This is a genomic window from Gordonia sp. VNK1 (assembly GCF_040049135.1).
Taxonomy (GTDB): domain Bacteria; phylum Actinomycetota; class Actinomycetes; order Mycobacteriales; family Mycobacteriaceae; genus Gordonia; species Gordonia oleivorans.
In genome coordinates, this window is record NZ_JBDZDJ010000005.1 from 76,817 (window position 1) to 94,506 (window position 17,690).

17 protein-coding genes and 1 riboswitch are annotated in these 17,690 nt (G+C 67.8%); of the genes, 13 read left to right on the forward strand and 4 right to left on the reverse strand.

Going from position 1 to position 17,690, the window contains the following annotated elements; genetic code table 11:
- Positions 1 to 22: 22 nt before the first annotated feature.
- The gene (locus ABLE94_RS07890) at positions 23 to 874 is read right to left on the reverse strand and encodes a biotin--[acetyl-CoA-carboxylase] ligase (RefSeq protein WP_348802536.1); all 852 of its coding nucleotides are present in this window, start codon (positions 872 to 874) and stop codon (positions 23 to 25) included.
- Positions 875 to 1,004: 130 nt separating this feature from the next.
- Here ABLE94_RS07890 and ABLE94_RS07895 point away from each other — a divergent pair, with 130 nt between their 5' ends.
- From ABLE94_RS07895 to ABLE94_RS07905, 3 genes are read left to right on the forward strand one after another with little or no spacing between them, the layout of a single operon-like run.
- Positions 1,005 to 2,633: an acyl-CoA carboxylase subunit beta gene (locus tag ABLE94_RS07895; RefSeq protein ID WP_348808510.1), complete on the forward strand. Its 1,629-nt coding sequence runs from the start codon at positions 1,005 to 1,007 to the stop codon at positions 2,631 to 2,633.
- Positions 2,630 to 2,881 (forward strand): acyl-CoA carboxylase subunit epsilon, encoded by a 252-nt coding sequence (locus ABLE94_RS07900; RefSeq protein ID WP_348808511.1) that lies wholly within the window; start codon positions 2,630 to 2,632, stop codon positions 2,879 to 2,881. The genes ABLE94_RS07895 and ABLE94_RS07900 overlap by 4 nt, the downstream gene beginning before the upstream one ends.
- A gap of 4 nt (positions 2,882 to 2,885) precedes the next feature.
- The gene (locus ABLE94_RS07905) at positions 2,886 to 3,581 is read left to right on the forward strand and encodes a Maf family protein (protein ID WP_348808512.1); all 696 of its coding nucleotides are present in this window, start codon (positions 2,886 to 2,888) and stop codon (positions 3,579 to 3,581) included.
- 33 nt (positions 3,582 to 3,614) lie between these two features.
- Here the strand turns inward: ABLE94_RS07905 and ABLE94_RS07910 are convergent, their stop codons facing one another.
- On the reverse strand, positions 3,615 to 4,601 hold the full coding sequence (locus tag ABLE94_RS07910; protein WP_348802539.1) for a neutral zinc metallopeptidase: 987 nt from the start codon (positions 4,599 to 4,601) through the stop codon (positions 3,615 to 3,617).
- A gap of 207 nt (positions 4,602 to 4,808) precedes the next feature.
- Here ABLE94_RS07910 and ABLE94_RS07915 point away from each other — a divergent pair, with 207 nt between their 5' ends.
- The 6 genes from ABLE94_RS07915 to ABLE94_RS07940 all read left to right on the forward strand — a co-directional run bounded on the left by ABLE94_RS07915 (position 4,809) and on the right by ABLE94_RS07940 (position 11,138).
- A complete protein-coding gene (locus tag ABLE94_RS07915; RefSeq protein ID WP_348802540.1) occupies positions 4,809 to 5,705 on the forward strand; it encodes a sulfurtransferase in 897 nt (298 codons plus the stop codon).
- Between the two features lie 13 nt (positions 5,706 to 5,718).
- On the forward strand, positions 5,719 to 6,156 hold the full coding sequence (locus tag ABLE94_RS07920) for a SufE family protein (RefSeq protein WP_348802541.1): 438 nt from the start codon (positions 5,719 to 5,721) through the stop codon (positions 6,154 to 6,156).
- Positions 6,153 to 7,607, forward strand: coding sequence for a condensation domain-containing protein (locus ABLE94_RS07925; protein WP_348802542.1), 1,455 nt, complete (start codon positions 6,153 to 6,155; stop codon positions 7,605 to 7,607). The genes ABLE94_RS07920 and ABLE94_RS07925 overlap by 4 nt, the downstream gene beginning before the upstream one ends.
- A 198-nt stretch (positions 7,608 to 7,805) precedes the next feature.
- Entirely contained in the window at positions 7,806 to 9,623 is a 1,818-nt protein-coding gene (locus tag ABLE94_RS07930) for an acetyl/propionyl/methylcrotonyl-CoA carboxylase subunit alpha (RefSeq protein ID WP_348808513.1), read from the forward strand.
- 9 nt (positions 9,624 to 9,632) lie between these two features.
- Positions 9,633 to 10,004: a hypothetical protein gene (locus tag ABLE94_RS07935; RefSeq protein WP_348803186.1), complete on the forward strand. Its 372-nt coding sequence runs from the start codon at positions 9,633 to 9,635 to the stop codon at positions 10,002 to 10,004.
- 270 nt (positions 10,005 to 10,274) lie between these two features.
- Positions 10,275 to 11,138 (forward strand): 3-hydroxyacyl-CoA dehydrogenase, encoded by an 864-nt coding sequence (locus tag ABLE94_RS07940; RefSeq protein WP_348802544.1) that lies wholly within the window; start codon positions 10,275 to 10,277, stop codon positions 11,136 to 11,138.
- A gap of 5 nt (positions 11,139 to 11,143) precedes the next feature.
- On the opposite strand, the gene ABLE94_RS07945 is transcribed toward ABLE94_RS07940, so the two are convergent.
- Positions 11,144 to 11,710: a nucleotidyltransferase family protein gene (locus ABLE94_RS07945; RefSeq protein WP_425476163.1), complete on the reverse strand. Its 567-nt coding sequence runs from the start codon at positions 11,708 to 11,710 to the stop codon at positions 11,144 to 11,146.
- 201 nt (positions 11,711 to 11,911) lie between these two features.
- On the opposite strand from ABLE94_RS07945, the gene ABLE94_RS07950 reads away from it, so the two are divergent.
- The 4 genes from ABLE94_RS07950 to metE all read left to right on the forward strand — a co-directional run bounded on the left by ABLE94_RS07950 (position 11,912) and on the right by metE (position 16,617).
- Positions 11,912 to 13,894 (forward strand): solute carrier family 23 protein, encoded by a 1,983-nt coding sequence (locus ABLE94_RS07950; RefSeq protein WP_348802546.1) that lies wholly within the window; start codon positions 11,912 to 11,914, stop codon positions 13,892 to 13,894.
- A gap of 9 nt (positions 13,895 to 13,903) precedes the next feature.
- A complete protein-coding gene (gene uraD, locus ABLE94_RS07955) occupies positions 13,904 to 14,425 on the forward strand; it encodes a 2-oxo-4-hydroxy-4-carboxy-5-ureidoimidazoline decarboxylase (protein WP_348802547.1) in 522 nt (173 codons plus the stop codon).
- A 48-nt stretch (positions 14,426 to 14,473) separates the two neighbouring features.
- A complete protein-coding gene (uraH, locus tag ABLE94_RS07960; protein WP_348802548.1) occupies positions 14,474 to 14,800 on the forward strand; it encodes a hydroxyisourate hydrolase in 327 nt (108 codons plus the stop codon).
- Between the two features lie 156 nt (positions 14,801 to 14,956).
- A riboswitch (cobalamin riboswitch) is annotated at positions 14,957 to 15,194 on the forward strand.
- Positions 15,195 to 15,348: 154 nt separating this feature from the next.
- Positions 15,349 to 16,617: a 5-methyltetrahydropteroyltriglutamate--homocysteine S-methyltransferase gene (gene metE, locus ABLE94_RS07965; protein ID WP_348802549.1), complete on the forward strand. Its 1,269-nt coding sequence runs from the start codon at positions 15,349 to 15,351 to the stop codon at positions 16,615 to 16,617.
- An 83-nt stretch (positions 16,618 to 16,700) separates the two neighbouring features.
- Here metE and ABLE94_RS07970 read toward each other — a convergent pair whose 3' ends face one another.
- Positions 16,701 to 17,651: an AraC family transcriptional regulator gene (locus ABLE94_RS07970; RefSeq protein ID WP_348802550.1), complete on the reverse strand. Its 951-nt coding sequence runs from the start codon at positions 17,649 to 17,651 to the stop codon at positions 16,701 to 16,703.
- Positions 17,652 to 17,690: the final 39 nt, after the last annotated feature.

Below are 17,690 nucleotides of genomic sequence, written 5' to 3' on the forward strand. Positions count from 1 at the left end.
GTCACTGCCGCTCGGGGTCGGGTCAGTGCGCGCGCAGATGCACCACGTCCCCCGCGGCCGCGGTGACCGTGCGCCCGTCGGCCGCCTCGATCACGATCCGGCCTTCCCGGTCGACGTCTCGGGCGGTGCCGGTGACCTCACCATCGGGCAGTTCCAGGCGCACCGCCCGGCCGATCGTGTCGCACCGCTGCCGGTACTGCCGCGCGAGGTCGTCGATGCCATCGGGCCATCCCACCGCGGCGAGCGCACGCAGGTATTCGATGGCGACGGCTGCGGCGTCGACCGGCGCGCCGGTCGCCACCTGCAGGCTGGTGGCGGTGGGGACCGGAAGATCCGACTCGCTCATGTTGGTGTTGATGCCGATGCCGACGACAGCGTGTCCGTTCACGTATTCCGCGAGGATGCCCGCGGTTTTCCGCTCCCCGATCAGGACGTCGTTGGGCCATTTGAGCACCGGGCGGAGACCGGTGGCCTTCTCGATGCCGGTGGCGGCCGCGATACCGGTGGCCAACGACAGCCAGCCCAGCCGGTCGGCGTTGTCCCCGACGGCCACCACCGCCGAGATCGCGATCTGAGCGCCCGCGGGTGCCGACCACACGCGGGTGCGCCGCCCTCGTCCGGCGGTCTGATCGGTGGTGATCCGCACGGTTCCGACGATGTCGTCGTCGGTGGCCCGCGCGGCCAGATCGGCGTTGGTCGACCCCGTCGACTCGACCACCTCGATGCGGTGCCATCCGCTGCCGGACAGGTCCGCGGCCTCGATCGCGGTGCGGAGATCGGTGGTGGCGGTGGAATCGGCGCCAGCGGGATCGGACCCAGTGGGATCGGCGCCAGTGGGATCAGACACAGTGGGATCGGACACATCGTCGCTCATGTGACATGAGCCTACGGGGTGGATCGCGGGCGATGTGGCAGGTCACCGACCGATCGCTCGGAAACGTGAGGATTCACTCACATTGGGGTGGTTGACGTGGCTCACATATATGTCGCTAGCATCGACTCCCATGACCACAGCTTCGTCAGACTCCGGCGCCGCGCCAGACATCCACACGACGGCCGGGAAACTCGCCGATCTGCGCCAACGTCTCGAGGAGACCGCCCACCCCGTGGGTGAGGCCGCGGTGGAGAAGATCCACTCGCGCGGCAAGCTGACCGCGCGTGAGCGCATCCTCCATCTCCTCGACGACGGTTCCTTCGTCGAACTCGATGCGCTGGCCCGCCACCGCAGCACCAACTTCGGGCTCGCCGAGCGTCGCCCCCTCGGCGACGGCGTCGTCACCGGATACGGCACCATCGACGGCCGCGAGGTCTGCGTCTTCTCCCAGGACTCCACCGTGTTCGGCGGCAGCCTCGGCGAGGTCTACGGCGAGAAGATCGTCAAGGTCATGGATCTTGCGGTCAAGACGGGCCGTCCGCTGATCGGCATCAACGACGGCGCCGGTGCCCGCATCCAGGAGGGCGTGGTCTCACTCGGCCTGTACGGCGAGATCTTCCACCGCAACGTGCGCGCTTCCGGCGTCATCCCGCAGATCTCGCTGATCCTCGGGGCGGCCGCGGGCGGGCACGTCTACTCCCCCGCGCTCACCGACTTCGTCGTGATGGTCGATCAGAGCAGCCAGATGTTCATCACCGGCCCGGACGTCATCAAGACCGTCACCGGCGAGGACGTCACGATGGAGGCACTCGGCGGGGCCAACACCCACATGGCCAAGTCGGGAACCGCCCACTACGTCGCCTCCGACGAGGAGGACGCCCTCGACTACGTCAAGGACCTGCTGAGCTATCTGCCGAGCAACAACCGGGCCGACGCTCCCCGGTTGCCGGTCGCGGCCCCCGCCGCCGGGTCGATCGAGGACACCCTGACCGACGAGGACCTCGAACTCGACACGCTGATCCCGGATTCGCCGAATCAGCCGTACGACATGCACCAGGTGATCGAACGAATCCTCGACGACGGCGAATTCCTGGAGGTCCAGGCCGAGTACGCCACCAACATCCTCGTGGGCTTCGGCCGGGTCGACGGCCGCAGCGTCGGCATCGTCGCCAACCAGCCCACCCAGTTCGCGGGATGCCTCGACATCAACGCCTCGGAGAAGGCCGCACGGTTCGTCCGCACCTGCGATGCGTTCAACATCCCGATCGTCACCCTCGTCGACGTCCCCGGCTTCCTGCCGGGTACCGACCAGGAGTACAACGGCATCATCCGGCGCGGCGCCAAGCTTCTCTACGCCTACGGCGAGGCCACCGTCGGCAAGGTCACCATCATCACCCGCAAGGCCTACGGCGGCGCATATGACGTGATGGGGTCCAAGCACATGGGCGCCGACGTCAACCTGGCCTGGCCGACCGCCCAGATCGCGGTGATGGGTGCCTCCGGTGCGGTCGGCTTCGTCTATCGGAGTCGCCTCAAGGAGGCCGCGGCCAACGGCGAGGACGTCGACGCACTGCGTCTGGAACTGCAGCAGGAGTACGAGGACACCCTCGTCAACCCGTACATCGCCGCCGAGCGAGGTTATGTCGACGCCGTCATCCCGCCGAGTCACACCCGCGGTCAGGTGGCCACGGCACTGCGCCTGCTCGAGCGCAAGTTCGTCGCCCTGCCCCCCAAGAAGCACGGGAACATCCCGCTGTGACCGCCGAGGGCGCCAACGCCGGGCCTGATAGTGACGGCGAAAAGGATACTCGCGCACCGTTTTTGACGGTCGTGTCCGGCAATCCCACCGACGAGGACGTGGCCGTGCTGGTGGCCGTCCTCGCCTCGGCGGGTGGCGGCGACGCCGGCTCCGGCGCTCCCGCCATCCGTGACGACTGGGGTAGCCCGATCGATCGTCTGCGTCCGCAGTGGGGCGCGTCGACCAGCTTCACCAATTTGCGATACTGACCCGGTGAGCGAACCGGCCGGCAGCACCGAGCGCGCCACCGATACCCCGCGGTACCAGGTGGTCCTCGGATCGGCGTCGCCGGCGCGACTGTCGGTGTTACGGCAGGCCGGGGTCGATCCGCGGGTCCTGGTGTCCGACGTCGACGAGGATGCGGTGCTCGACAGCCTCGTCGGCGCGCCTCCGGATGACGTGGTGGCGCGTCTGGCGATGGCCAAGGCGGACGCCGTGGTCGCCACCCTGGTCACCGAGCGAACTGCCGACGATGCCGCCCGAGAAGATCTCGTCGTCTTGACATGCGATTCGATGCTGCTCTTCCGGGGCCGTCTGACCGGCAAACCACACACGCCGGAGGCGGCAATCGCCCATTGGCACAAAGTCCGCGGGCATTCGGCTCAGTTGCTGACCGGCCATCACCTGGCCGTGCTGCGCGGCCTGGAGGTCACCGCATCGGCCACCGCCACCCGCTCGACCACCGTCTCGTTCGCGCCCGTCACCGACGCCGAGATCGAGGCGTACGTCGCGACGGGTGAACCCCTGGAGGTGGCGGGCGGATTCACCCTCGACGGGCTCGGCGGCTGGTTCGTCGACAGCGTCGACGGCGATCCGTCCTCGGTGCTCGGCATCGGCCTGCCGACGGTGCGCGACCTGCTGCGCCGGGTCGGCCTCTCCGTCACCGATCTGTGGGCCGCCCCCGCCTGATCGCGCCGCACCGCGCCCCGGTTCGCCCAGGCCCTATCCGAAGAGTTCCGGCCAGTACTTCCCCAGGCAGTCGATGGGTTGTCCCTGCTCGCCCTGACCGAGTGCCTCACTCAGCGACGGCCCGAAGAAACCACGCGAGATCGCCGCGATCCGCTGCGTCGCGGTGCCGTGGCCCTCACCGGGTGCCGGGTCGCCGATCTTCTGGAGCAGTGCGGCGGCCTGCACGATGTCGGCCACCGACAGTTGATCCCGCCGCAGCACGGTGGCCGCCCAGTTCCCGGCCAGGCAGTCGGCGATCAGTTCGCTGTTCTCACCGCGCGGCTCCTGATCGGGGTCGAGGTTTCCGGCGGTCAGGATGCGATCGACGACGGCGTGACCGTACTCGTGGGCGACGACGGTGGCCGCGGTGAACTCCCCCTGGAAACCGCTGATCGAGTCCAGCGGCCCCTCCACCAGGAACACGCCCGTCCAGATCCCGACGAAGGTCTCCACCGGGAGGATGATCGACCCCTCGACTCGTTGCCCCTCACCGTCCTCGGCGGTGTCGAGCGGGCAGAAGAAGGCGTTCGGGGTGTCGGGCTCGACGACGATCACGCCGTCTTCATCTTCGCAGTCGGAGGTGTAGCGCCCCGATTCGACGAGCACCCGGCCCGGATACGGCTGCCCCCAACCGAGTTCGTCGAACCACGGACCCCACGTCGCATCCAGATCGTCGAGCACCGACGTCAGATAGCCGGGCACCTCCTCCTCGGCGTTGGCGCGGGTGATGGTGCCGCTCATCAGGTCGGCACCCGGCACCGGCAACTCCGGACACGCCGATTCGGTGCAGTCGCCGGGCACGTCGCCGTCGAGGGTCGACGACGGCGCCGATGACCGCGACGACGACCCGCCGGTGCCCGACGAGGTCGCATCGGAGGCGGTGGGGCCGTCGTTGCCCGAACACGCCGCGAGCCCTACCACCGTCACGGCGAGGGCGACCAGCACACGAAGTCGTACATGACCGGTGACCAGTGCTTTCATGGCTCATGAATCTAGCAATTCCGGCGCCGGATCCGGACCATCTCGACATCGTTCGAATGATGCACGGGCCGGTCGCCGGCACCGATGCGGCGCCGGTTACGCGACGATCGGGCCGCCGCCACCCACGCGCCGAGACGACTGGGTAGGCTTTGCGCGGGGCACTGTGGGTGCCCGCCGATCCACGATCACCCGGGAGGGGTTCTTCAGTTGAGCGTTGAGACCGATCCGAATCCGGCCTTCGCCGCCTATGCGCACCCCGAGCGGCTCGTCACCACCCAGTGGCTGTCGGCGCATCTGGGGTCCAAGGGCCTCAAGATCATCGAGAGCGACGAGGACGTGCTGCTCTACGACATCGGCCACATCCCGACCGCCCAGAAGATCGACTGGCACCTGCACCTCAACGATCCGGTCGAACGCGACTACATCAACGGCGAGCAGTTCGCGGAGCTCATGCGCGACAAGGGAATCGAACGCGACGACACCGTCGTCATCTACGGCGACAAGTCCAACTGGTGGGCCGCCTACGCACTGTGGGTGTTCACCCTGTTCGGTCACTCCGACGTCCGCCTGCTCGACGGTGGCCGCGACGCCTGGATGTCGGAGGATCGGGACACCTCCTTCGACGTTCCGGAGTACCCGCGTTCGGATTACCCCGTCGTCGAGCGCGACGACGCCGACATCCGGGTCTTCGCCCACGAGGTTCGCGAGTTGCTGGGCACCGAACCGCTGATCGACGTGCGGTCGCCGCAGGAGTACACCGGCGAACGGACCCACATGCCCGACTATCCCGAAGAGGGAGCGCTGCGCGGCGGCCACATCCCGACTGCGGTCTCGATCCCCTGGGCCAAGGCCGCCGCCCTCGACGGCCGGTTCCGGTCGCGTGCCGAACTCGATGAGGTCTACGCCGGCCTCGATCCCGCCACCCCGACGATCGCCTACTGCCGCATTGGGGAACGGTCGAGTCACACCTGGTTCGTCCTGACCCATCTGCTCGGTTTCACCTCGGTCCGCAACTACGACGGCTCCTGGACCGAGTGGGGCAACGCGGTGCGAGTACCGATCTCCGTCGGCGACGAGCCCGGCGATCCGCCCACCGATTCCTGAGGCCAGAAGCGTCATGAGTCTTCCCCCAGCCCTCGCCGAGATCGTCGATGACTTTGCGGCACTGGGCGATTCGGACAAGGTCACCCTGCTCCTGGAGTTCGCCGGCGAGCTGCCGGAACTGCCTGCCTCGTTGGCGGTCGAGGCGATGGAGCCGGTACCGGAGTGTCAGTCACCGGTGTTCTTGTCCGTCGATGCCGCAGATGCCGCCGCGGTGCGCCTCTATTTCAGCGCGCCGCCCGAGGCCCCGACGACCCGCGGGTTCGCCTCCATCTTGAGCCAGGGTCTCGACGGTGCGTCCGCCGCGGCCATCCTGGAGGTGCCCGGCGACTTCTATCACGATCTCGGTCTCGCGTCGGCGGTGAGTCCGTTGCGGTTGCGCGGTATGGCCGGGATGCTCGGCCGGATCAAGGCGGCGGTGCGGACCCAAACAGGCTCCGCCCAGCCGGGATGAAGTTCATCCAGATCCTCGAGGAGCCCATCGAACCCGGCGGACTCGTCGAGTGGACACCATTCGTGCCCGGCGGTCTGGGCGCCTGGCACCGCGACCCGCGACTGACGTCGCACAACCACGAGCAGCATCTGCGCGGGGCGTTCGAGTACCGTCTGCGCACCCGTCGCGAGGGTGGGCGGGAATCGTGGCTCGGGGTGGCAATCGAGTTCGACGAGCCGTTGTCCATCCCGGCGTTGCGCGCCGCGCTGCGGCGCTGGATCGACCGTCACGAGGTGCTGCGCAGTCACGTCATCATCCGCCACGACGGGCTGGCCCGGCTGAGCACCGATCCGGGTACGGTGCAGCTGAAGATGGGCCGGATCGGTTGGTACAACGAATCGGGACCGCTCGTCGAGCAGATCGCCGGGGCGTTCGACCGCACCACCGCCCCGCTGCAGTGGCCCGCGTACATGTTCGCCACCGTCGGGCGCGAGTCGTCGTTCACGTTGTTGTTCGCCGCCGATCACTCGCTGGTGGACGGCTACTCGCTGATCATGTCGCAGTTCGAGTTGACCGCGCTGTACCGCGCCGCGCGCGACCATCACGAGCCCGAACTGCCGCCGGTGGGCAGTTATGTGGACTTCAGTGCCGCCGAACGGCGGGAGGCCGATCAGTCCGGTGCCGATCACCCGGCGGTGTCCACCTGGCTGGGATTCCTGCGTTCCGGCGACGGCGACATGCCGCCGATGTTTCGTACCCCACCGGCCGGGACACCCCCACCCGGCCACAACACCGACACCGAGAACGCGGTGGCGCAACCATCGTTGTCCGGGATGATCGCCGACGACGCGACCGCGAATCGGTTCACCGCGGTGTGCTCGGAGGCCGGCGGATCGCTGACGGCGGGCGTCCTGGCGGCGTTCGCGATGGTCCACCACGACCTCACCGGCGACCCGGAGTTCCGGTGCGTCCTGCCGCGTCACACCCGTGACGACGCGCGCTGGCTCACCGCCCTCGGCTGGTTCGTCGCGCTGGCACCGTTCTGCCTCGACATGTCGGACTCACCGACGTTCGACCAGGCGGTCGCCCGGTCGACCGCCGAGCTCAAACGCTCACGGCAGGGTGCGGCGCTGCCGTTCCTGCGCGTGGCCGACCTGATCGGGTATCAGGGGTCGCCGCGCTTCGTGATCTCGTTCATCGACACCCGCTACGCCCCGGGCGCCGCGGAGGCCGACGCCGGTCGCGCCACCGTACTGCGCAGTCATTCCTACTCCCCCGACGAGGTCCTCATCTGGATCAATCGGACACCGTCGGGCCTGCGGTTCTCGGCGCGCTCACCTGTCGTCGCCGACACGTCGGGATCCGGCGGGTCCGCCGCGCCCGAGGACAGCCCACTCGCACGTCTGCTGGGCGGTTTCGCCGATCTCGTGCGCACGCTGGGCGATGACAGCACATTCAACTCCCGCAAGTGACCCACGCCTCCACCGAACGATTGCTCGGTGCGTTAGGGTGAAGCCCGGAGCGCGCACTGCCGAGAGATCCGCCATGGGTCATCCCGGCGGTGCGCGACGCCGCGTACGACGCGTTCGTGAGCGGTACGAGCCCCCCGGCGCCCCATCCGGGCGCCGGACGACCACGTGTGTGATGTACCCCCGTCACACCTGATCCCGATGTCCGGCCCAGGAGAACAACAAGTGCCCACTATCAGCAAGGTCCTCATCGCCAATCGCGGCGAGATCGCCGTTCGCGTCATCCGTGCCGCGCGGGACGCCGGGATCGCCAGCGTCGCCGTGTATGCCGAGCCGGACGCCAACGCGCTCTTCGTGAAGCTCGCCGACGAGGCCTTCGCCCTGGGTGGTCAGACCTCCGCCGAGTCGTACCTGGTGTTCGACAAGATTCTCGACGCGGCCGCGAAGTCCGGTGCCGACGCCATCCACCCCGGCTACGGCTTCCTGTCGGAGAACGCCGACTTCGCCCAGGCCGTCATCGACGCCGGACTGATCTGGATCGGTCCGTCCCCGCAGTCGATCCGCGACCTCGGTGACAAGGTCACCGCCCGCCACATCGCCCTCAAGGCCGATGCCCCGATGGCCCCGGGCACCAAGGACCCGGTCTCCGGCGCGGCCGAGGTCGTCGCCTTCGCCGAGGAGTACGGCGTCCCGGTCGCCATCAAGGCCGCCTTCGGCGGCGGTGGGCGCGGCATGAAGGTCGCCCACACCATCGCCGAGATCCCCGAACTCTACGAATCGGCCAACCGTGAGGCCATCTCCGCCTTCGGGCGTGGTGAGTGCTTCGTGGAGCGCTACCTCGACAAGGCCCGCCACGTCGAGGCGCAGGTGATCGCCGACCAGCACGGCAACGTCGTGGTCGCCGGCACCCGTGACTGCTCGCTGCAGCGTCGTTTCCAGAAGCTCGTCGAGGAGGCGCCGGCACCGTTCCTGACCGACGAGCAGCGCACCCGCATCCATGAGTCGGCCAAGGCCATCTGCCGCGAGGCGGGCTACTACGGCGCCGGCACCGTGGAGTTCATGGTCAGCGACGACGGCCTGATCTCCTTCCTCGAGGTCAACACCCGACTGCAGGTCGAGCATCCGGTCACCGAGGAGACCTCGGGTCTGGACCTGGTGCGCCAGCAGTTCCGCATCGCCCAGGGTGAGAAGCTCGAGATCTCCGAGGACCCGACCCCGCGTGGACACTCCTTCGAGTTCCGGATCAACGGTGAGGACGCCGGCCGCGGCTTCCTCCCGGCCCCTGGCCCCATCACCGTCTACCGCGAGCCGGCCGGCCCCGGTGTGCGCGTCGACTCCGGTGTCGTGGAGGGCGACGTGATCGGCGGTCAGTTCGATTCGATGCTGGCCAAGCTGATCGTCACCGGCGAGAACCGCGAGCAGGCGCTCGAGCGTGCGCGACGCGCCCTCGACGAGTACCACATCGAGGGCCTGGCGACGGTGCTGCCGTTCCACCGCCACATCGTGAGCAACCCGGCGTTCATCGGCCACAAGGACGAGGACGGCGTGGAGACCTTCGACGTCTACACCAAGTGGATCGAGACCGACTGGGACAACCCGATCGAGCCGTACACCGGTGGCGAGGCCATCGAGGACGACGACGAGGCCCCGCGCCAGAAGGTGGTCGTCGAGGTCGGCGGCCGCCGCGTCGAGGTCACCCTGCCCGGCGATCTCGCCCTCGGCGGCGGCGGTGGCGCCGCGAACGGCGTGATCCGCAAGAAGCCCAAGGCCCGTACCCGCAAGAAGGGTGGCGGTGCCGCCGCCTCCGGTGACGCCGTCACCGCACCGATGCAGGGCACCGTGGTCAAGGTGGCCGTCGAGGAGGGACAGACCGTCGCCGCCGGCGACCTCGTCGTCGTGCTCGAGGCCATGAAGATGGAGAACCCGGTGACCGCCCACAAGGACGGTGTGGTCACCGGCCTGGCCGTGGAACCCGGCGCCGCGGTCACCCAGGGCACCGCCCTGCTCGAACTGAAGTAGGACATTCCGCTGCAACCCGTCGAGATCAACGCCGGGACGTGGTATCTGCGTGGGCTTCGCGCCGACGACCGGATCACCGACGTCCCGGCGTTGTCCGATCTCGGGGTCGACGACCCCGTCGGATTCGTCGCCGCATCCGACGCCCGGTGGGCCGACGAAACCGAATTCGCCTGGGCCGTCTGCATTCCCACCACCGGTGAGCTCATCGCGCTGATCGGTGTCACCGCCGACGGTGACGCCGGCACCGTGTGGGGCCGGGCCCGTACCGGCCATGACGAGGCGCTGTCCGCCGCCGTGGCACCGGTCTCCCGCTTCGCCGACGGCGCGCTGGACCTACGCCCCTCGACGTCGATCTCGCCGCGGCTCCCGTCACACCGCTGACCTGCTCGTCCGTTTCCCACCCGGCTCAGGCGGGTTGACTCGGCTCGCGCAGGTCCACTCGGCTCGGGCAGGTCGTCGACGACCCACACGAGCGTCGACCGCCCGCGCCGGCCTTGACGAGCCGCGGTGTCTCGTGGCAGACACCGACAGGCCGGTGTGACCGACCGGATCGGTCCGTACGCCATGATCCGGCGTCGCGGGCATGTTGTAGATGATGAGGGTGTCGGTGTTCGACACCCCGCACACACATGACACCGACGGAGGTCAACGATGACGAAATTCCACAAGATCACGGTGCTCGGGGCCGGGGTCCTCGGTTCACAGATCGCGTTCCAGACAGCGTTCCGAGGCTTCGAGGTGACGTCCTATGACGTCTCCGACGATGCCCTGGCCGCGGCGGCCACCCGTCTCGATTCGCTCGTGTCCACCTACGAGGCCGAGGTGGCCGGAGCCGGCGACGGGGCGGCGAAGGCGGGACGCGCCCGCATCACACTGACCACCGACCTGGCGCAGGCGGTGACCGATGCCGACCTCGTCATCGAAGCCGTGCCCGAGGTCCTGGAGTTGAAGGAGAAGATCTACCGGGAACTGGCGAGCCTGGCTCCGGAGAAGACCATCTTCGCGACCAATTCATCGTCCCTGCTGCCCAGCGACCTCGCCGCCGCCACGGGACGCCCGGACCGATTCCTGGCCCTGCACTTCGCCAACCGTGTCTGGCAGTTCAATACCGCCGAGGTCATGGGCACCGCCCAGACCGACCCGAAGGTGTACGAGGCGGTGGCCGAGTTCGCCGAGCAGATCGGTATGGTGCCCATCCGCATCCACAAGGAGAAGCCGGGCTACGTCCTGAACTCGCTGTTGATCCCGTTCCTCAATGCCGGGCTGGAACTCGTCGCCGGCGGCTACGCCGACCCGCGCGATGTCGACCGCACCTGGCGAATCGCCACCGGCGCCCCCATGGGACCGCTGCAGATCTTCGACATCATCGGACTCAACACCCCGTACAACATCCTGATGAACGGCGATCAGGGCAACCGTCACCTCGGCGCCTGGCTCAAGGCGAACTACATCGACAAGGGCAAGTTGGGTGTGGCCAGCGGTCAGGGCTTCTACTCCTATCCGCAACCCGACTGAGCACATCAGCCCCGGCGGTGATCCTGGTCTGTTCCGCGGGCCAGGTCACCGCACTCCACCTCGATCACGCGATCGGCGTGGGCGCGCAGATAGACCGCAGCGCCGACGTCTCCCCGAACGGCGTCTCGCACGCCCGCATGGTGTGCGGCACCGATGAAGACCGGATGACCGGGCACCCCCCGGAACCTCGCCCGCACCAACCGGTCCCGGCGGCCGTCGGCCACGTCGAGAATCCGGGCCACCACCTGACCGTCGACGTCGGCCACGTCAACAACATGTAAAACCACCGCCGCGACCTCCGGTCTCGCAGCCACGTCGGCGAGCACCGCCCTCACCGTTTCCGACAGCCCGTCAGACCACCGCGGAACCATCAGCCCTCGAGCCCCCAACGGGGGTTCGACCGTGGCCGCACCCATCGCGACGACCACCTCGTCACAGCCCCCATCACCGAGTGCACGAACCGCCGACTGAAGCCATTCACCTTGCTGCGCAAGAATTTTGGGCATCCCGTAGCGGCGTCCCGCACCCGCGGCGAGCACGGCTCCGACCACCACCTCCGGCATGGTTCCCATTGTGCGCCCGGGCCCGCCCGAGCGCCCGCGAACTGCCCGCCGGGCGATCCGGCTCCACGCCCGGTATATCCCTTTTACCTGATCGCAATATACGATCCGACGGTCGCGAAAAGGGTTGCGTGGGTCCACTATTGACCTGCTGTGCACCGGACATCCCCGGTCCACCGACGTCAGAAGTTCATATTCGCAGGGAGTCAGGCGATGTCCACCGATTCGGCCCCGGCCGCGGCACCGAAAAAGAAGAAGCGCGTCCACCCCGTCGACGAGGTGCCACCACCCGGCAAACTCGTCGCACTGGGCGCCCAGCACGTTGTTGCGTTCTATGCCGGGGCGGTATTGGTACCGCTGCTGATCGCCCGCGCGATCGGCCTCGACTCCGAGGCGCTGACCATGCTGATCACCGCCGACCTGTTCACCTGCGGTATCGCGTCGTTGCTGCAGTCGGTGGGTATCTGGAAGATCGGTGTCCGACTGCCCCTGCTGCAGGGCATCACGTTTGCCACGCTGGCCCCGGTGATCCAGATCGCCAACCAGAACGGCGGCGGACGTGTCGGCCTGCAGACGGTGTACGGGGCGGTGATCGCGGCGGGTGTCTTCACCTTCCTCATCGCACCGTTCTTCGCCAAACTCATCCGTTTCCTCCCGCCCGTCGTGACCGGCACCCTGATCACGATCATCGGCATCTGCCTGATCCCGGTGGGCGCCGGTGACGCGGTCACCAACCCGAACGAGCATCTGAAGGACGCCGCCAACTGGCGGTGGGTCTGTTACGCCCTGGGCACCATCTTGCTGATCGTGTTGATGCAACGGTTCTTCCGCGGTTTCATGGCCACCATCGCCGTCCTCCTGGGCCTGGTGATCGGCACCTTCATCGCCTGGCTGTGCGGTGACGCGAGCTTCTCCTCGGTGGGCGAGGCCAACTGGCTGGGCTTCACCCCGCCCTTCGCATTCGGTTGGCCGCGTTGGGATATCGTCGCCATCGTCTCGATGATCGTGGTGTTGCTGGTGGTCGCGGTGGAGTCGACCGGCTCGATCTTTGCCACCGGCGAGATCGTCGGCAAACGCATCAAGGCCGACGACGTCGCCGCGGCGGTCCGCGCCGACGGTGTCGCCACCGTCATCGGCGGGTCGTTCAACTCGTTTCCGTACACCGCCTTCTCGGAGAACGTCGGTCTGGTGCGCCTGACCGGGGTGAAGAGCCGGTGGGTGGTGGCCTGCGCCGGTGTCATCATGATCATCCTCGGTCTGCTGCCCAAGCTGGCCAAGGTCGTCGAGTCGATTCCGGCCCCGGTGCTCGGCGGCGCCGCCCTGATCATGTTCGCAACCGTGGCGATCGTCGGAATCCAGACCCTGACGTCGGTGGACTTCACCGACCACCGCAACCTCATCATCGCCGCCACGTCCCTTGCCGTGGCCCTGTACGTGCAGTTCTCGCAGTCGTCGGTCCCCTCCCAGGTGATCGAGAAGAGCGGCAGCATCACCGACGTCCCGGAACTGCCCGGTGTCGATCAGGCGATGCCCAACATGGTGTTGCAGATCCCGTTCTCCACCGGCATCACGATGGGCGCGATCTGCGCAATCCTGTTGAATCTCTTGTTCTTCCACGTCGGCGGCAAGGGACCCGCGGTCGCCGGCAAGGGCTCGATCACCCTCGACGAGGTCAACACCATGTCGCGTGAGGAGTTCCGGGAGACCTTCGGCGAGGTCGTCCAGGGCGTCGACTGGGTGCTCGACCGCGCCTGGGAGCAGCGTCCGTTCGAGGACGTGCACGATCTGCGTATCGCGTTCCAGGAGGCGATGCTCACCGGCAGCGACACCCAGCAGATGGACCTGATCCAGGCGTTCCCCGACCTCGGTGCCGAGAACGAGTACGGCGAACTGACCGCGGTCGATCACAAGGGGCTCTCACATCTGGAGGAGACCGAGCACGAGAACGTCGTCAATCTCGCGAGCGCCTATCGCGAGCACTTCGGGTTCCCGCTGGTGATCTGCGCCCGTGAAACCGAACGGTACGACCGGGTGCTGCGCAACGGCTGGGCCCGCATGGACAACTCCGAAACCTCCGAGAAGTCCTTCGCGCTCATCGAGATCGCCAAGATCGTCAACTACCGGTTCGACGATCTCGTGGCCGACGCCAATCCGTTGACGTCGGTGCGATTCGGCCGCCAGCCCGAGCTCTCCTAGGCTGGGGCAGTGCGACGAGTGGATTGGCGTGGACTGGCCAGCTTCAATGAACTGTCCGAGAGACAGGCCATCGGCACCCTTTACGACTGCTGCAGCTCATCGATCTGGGCGCTGCGGGTGGCCAGGGCCCGACCCTTCGTCGACGATGAGGCCTTGCTCGAGTACGCCGACCTGATCCTCGCCGAACTCACCGAGGCCGATCTCGACGAGGCCCTGGCCGGCCATCCGCGCATCGGTGACCGCCCCGACAACGCCTCCTCGCAGCGGGAGCAGTCGGGGGTCGCCGGTGCGGACCCGGCCGTCCTGGCCGAACTCAAGGACCTCAACAGGGCCTACGACGAAAAGTTCGGGCACGTCTACCTGGTGTTCGCCAACGGCCGCCCGGCCGCGGAACTGCTGGCCATCCTCAAGGAGCGCATCCGCAACGACGCCGCGACCGAACGACGGGTGATGCGCATGGAGCTGGCGAAGATCAATCGCGCCCGGCTGCAGCGCATGCTCACCCCGGCCATCGAGTATGTTGACGACTGATCACCGCACCGCATCCGGCGGTCCGACATCGCAAGGGAGCGAACACCGATGACCGGTCTGTCCACCCACGTCCTCGACGCGGTCTCGGGATCGCCGGCCGTCGGTGTGGCGGTGTCCCTGCAGGACGCCGCCGGCGGCGAGGTGGCCGCGGGCGTCACCGATTCCGACGGCCGGATCGGCCAGGTGAACACCGAGCCGCTGATCCCGGGCATCTATCATCTCGTCTTCGACACCGGAAACTGGTTCGCCGACAACAACATCGACGGCTTCTATCCCGAGATCGACATCTGTTTCACCGTCGACGACCCGGACCGCCACTACCACGTTCCGGTGCTGCTGAGCCCCTTCGCGTACTCGACGTACCGCGGTAGCTGAGCGAGCTCAACCGCTCACATCGCACACCACTGACGGCGCCCGCCACCCCACTGTCAGCGCCCGCCACCCCACTGACAGCGCCCCGACCTGCCGTAACGACGGATCGATAACGGTCATCGCATGGACCGCCGACCGGGGCGGCGGCGGAGTGTGTGTATCCTGGCCTGCGCAGTTGGTTCGCCACCCGGGAAGTCATGGAGCCCCTACACCCGGGCCAGGCGTCGAAAGAGGGAATCCGGTGTGAATCCGGAACTGTCCCGCAGCGGTATGTCGGAACGACCGCCGTCACATGCACTGGGCACACACGCCCGGGAAGCGACGGCCAGTAGGAACCGGGTCAGCGATGATCTGCCCGCCGACGAGTCCGAAGACCTGCCTGCTGTACCGGTCGCGCCGCGATCGGTGGATCGTCGCCTCGTGGAATGGGCGTTGGTCGGACAGGCAGCAACAGGCGAACCGACTTCTTGCGGTAGTTCGCCACGGGGCTTGATCGACCCACTCTGCAAGGGCGACGGACCGTCGGAAACCATTGCAGGAGCGTCACACTCATGTCCGTGAGTACCACCAGCAGTTCTACTCCGAAAGCTGCACCCTTCACCGCCACCGTCCTCGGTACGCCTCGCATCGGCCCGCGCCGCGAACTCAAGCGCGCCATCGAGGGTTACTGGGCCGGGCGCGTCGACGCAGACGAACTGGCCGCCGTCGGCGCCGAACTACGCCGCGACACCTGGGCGCAACTCGCCTCGGCGGGCCTCGACTCGATTCCCGTCAACTCGTTCTCGTACTACGACCAGGTTCTCGACACCGCGATCATGCTCGGCGCACTGCCCGAGTGTTTCGCCGCGATCGACGATGCGCTGGACCGCTACTTCGCCGCCGCCCGTGGCACCGCCGGCGAGATCGACAACGCCGAGTACGAGCGACAGATGCGCGCCGAGATCGCCGACGCGATCGCACTGCAGGAAAAGATCGGGCTCGACGTGCTCGTCCACGGCGAGCCGGAGCGCAACGACATGGTGCAGTACTTCGCCGAGCAACTCGACGGATTCTTCGCCACCGCCAATGGGTGGGTCCAGTCCTACGGCACCCGGTGCGTGCGCCCGCCGATCCTTTTCGGCGACGTGTCGCGTCCCACGCCGATGACCGTCGACTGGATCACCTACGCCCAGTCGCTGACCGGTAAGCCGGTGAAGGGCATGCTCACCGGCCCGGTCACCATCCTGGCGTGGTCGTTCGTGCGCAACGATCAGCCGCTGTCGGTCTCCGCCGATCAGATCGCCCTGGCGATCCGCGACGAGACCGTTGATCTCGAACGCGCCGGCGTGGGCATCATCCAGGTCGACGAGCCGGCCCTGCGCGAACTGCTCCCGTTGCGCAACGCCGACAAGCAGGCGTATCTGGATTGGGCTGTCCGTGCGTTCCGTCTGTCGACGTCGGGCGTCGCCGACACCACGCAGGTGCACACCCATCTGTGCTACTCGGAGTTCGGTGAGGTGATCGGTGCGATCGCCGACCTCGACGCCGACGTCACCTCCATCGAGGCGGCCCGGTCGAGCATGGAGGTGCTCGACGATCTCAACTCCGTCGGCTTCTCCAATGGTGTCGGTCCGGGCGTCTACGACATCCACTCCCCGCGTGTCCCGGACACCGGCGAGATCGAGACGTCGCTGCGTGCGGCCCTCAAGGCCGTTGGCCCGGAACGCCTCTGGGTCAACCCCGACTGCGGGCTCAAGACCCGCGGCAATGAGGAGGTCATCGCGTCGCTGACCAACCTGGTCGCGGCGGCCGCCGCCGTCCGGGCGGGCGCCGACGCCTGAGTCGACCCGCACAGCTCCGACGCCGATCCATCACCCGCCCGTCGCGGGGGTGGATCGGCGTCGGACCTTCTTCTCACCGATGCCTATATCCCTCTGCCGCCCACCACATCCGAGGGGCACACTCCGTAGCGGTTGCGGAACGCTGCCGCAAACCGGCCCGAATGCGTGAATCCCCACCGCAGTGCGACCTCGGTGACGGAATCGGCTGTTTCACCGGCCAATTCGTCGTGAACGCCACGTAACCGGATGTCGGTCAAGCACTCTCGGGGTGTCTTGCCGATGTACTCCTTGAAGCCCTCCTGCAGTCGTCGTACGCTCACCCCGGCGACCTCGGCCATGTCGGCCGCCGACCACGCCCGCGCCGGATCGGCACGGATCGCATCCAGTACCCGGGTGACGATCCGGGGCCGCACTGCCTGCCGGTCCGACGGCGATTCGGGAAGTGCCGCAACGAGAAACGCGTCGGTGAGCGACGTGGCCAGCTGCTCGGCGATCAGCGGATTGGACAGCAACGGGTCGTCGCCGGGCTGACCGGCCACCGACCGCACCAGGCGGAACCAGCTCGCCATCTCGGGCACACCCAGATCCAGCTGATCCGGGATCACCACGTCGGTGTCACCGGCCACGCGGATCGCCTCGCGGTGCGCGAAGTCCCGATCGATCTTGACTCCCACGATCGTGCAGTCCCCCGACCAGCGGGTGATGTCGACCGGCGTATCCGGCGGGTTCACGGTCGCATGGCCGCTCGTCGACACCACCGTCCGGCCGTGCACCGCCGTCTCGAGCACCCCACCGAGCGGCACATTGATCCCGTACGCCCCGGGATGGTCACTGTGGATGGCCACCTCGGCTCCCCAACCGATCCGCGCGATCCGCAACGGACCGACCACCGTCACGTTCACGTCGGCCTCGGTGGCCGCACTCCCCGCGTCGAGAGGCTTCAGCTCGTGCGGGAAGTACGCATCCGACACGGCCTTGCGGGCCGCATCCCACTCGGGTGTACCCGGCACCCGGATATGGTCCACCGAACCCATGCTCTGACACCTCCTCGGACCGAGGGACGCGGTTTCGCG

Bases quoted from the DNA above. Each gene is read 5' to 3' on its own strand.
- ABLE94_RS07940 (WP_348802544.1), top strand. From the start codon at position 10,275: ATGACGAAATTCCACAAGATCACGGTGCTCGGGGCCGGGGTCCTCGGT.
- ABLE94_RS07950 (WP_348802546.1), top strand. From the start codon at position 11,912: ATGTCCACCGATTCGGCCCCGGCCGCGGCACCGAAAAAGAAGAAGCGC.
- ABLE94_RS07970 (WP_348802550.1), bottom strand. From the start codon at position 17,651: ATGGGTTCGGTGGACCATATCCGGGTGCCGGGTACACCCGAGTGGGAT.
- ABLE94_RS07925 (WP_348802542.1), top strand. From the start codon at position 6,153: ATGAAGTTCATCCAGATCCTCGAGGAGCCCATCGAACCCGGCGGACTC.
- ABLE94_RS07895 (WP_348808510.1), top strand. From the start codon at position 1,005: ATGACCACAGCTTCGTCAGACTCCGGCGCCGCGCCAGACATCCACACG.
- ABLE94_RS07945 (WP_425476163.1), bottom strand. From the start codon at position 11,710: ATGGGAACCATGCCGGAGGTGGTGGTCGGAGCCGTGCTCGCCGCGGGT.
- ABLE94_RS07890 (WP_348802536.1), bottom strand. From the start codon at position 874: ATGAGCGACGATGTGTCCGATCCCACTGTGTCTGATCCCACTGGCGCC.
- ABLE94_RS07920 (WP_348802541.1), top strand. From the start codon at position 5,719: ATGAGTCTTCCCCCAGCCCTCGCCGAGATCGTCGATGACTTTGCGGCA.
- ABLE94_RS07910 (WP_348802539.1), bottom strand. From the start codon at position 4,601: ATGAAAGCACTGGTCACCGGTCATGTACGACTTCGTGTGCTGGTCGCC.
- ABLE94_RS07930 (WP_348808513.1), top strand. From the start codon at position 7,806: ATGTCCGGCCCAGGAGAACAACAAGTGCCCACTATCAGCAAGGTCCTC.
- metE (WP_348802549.1), top strand. From the start codon at position 15,349: ATGTCCGTGAGTACCACCAGCAGTTCTACTCCGAAAGCTGCACCCTTC.
- uraH (WP_348802548.1), top strand. From the start codon at position 14,474: ATGACCGGTCTGTCCACCCACGTCCTCGACGCGGTCTCGGGATCGCCG.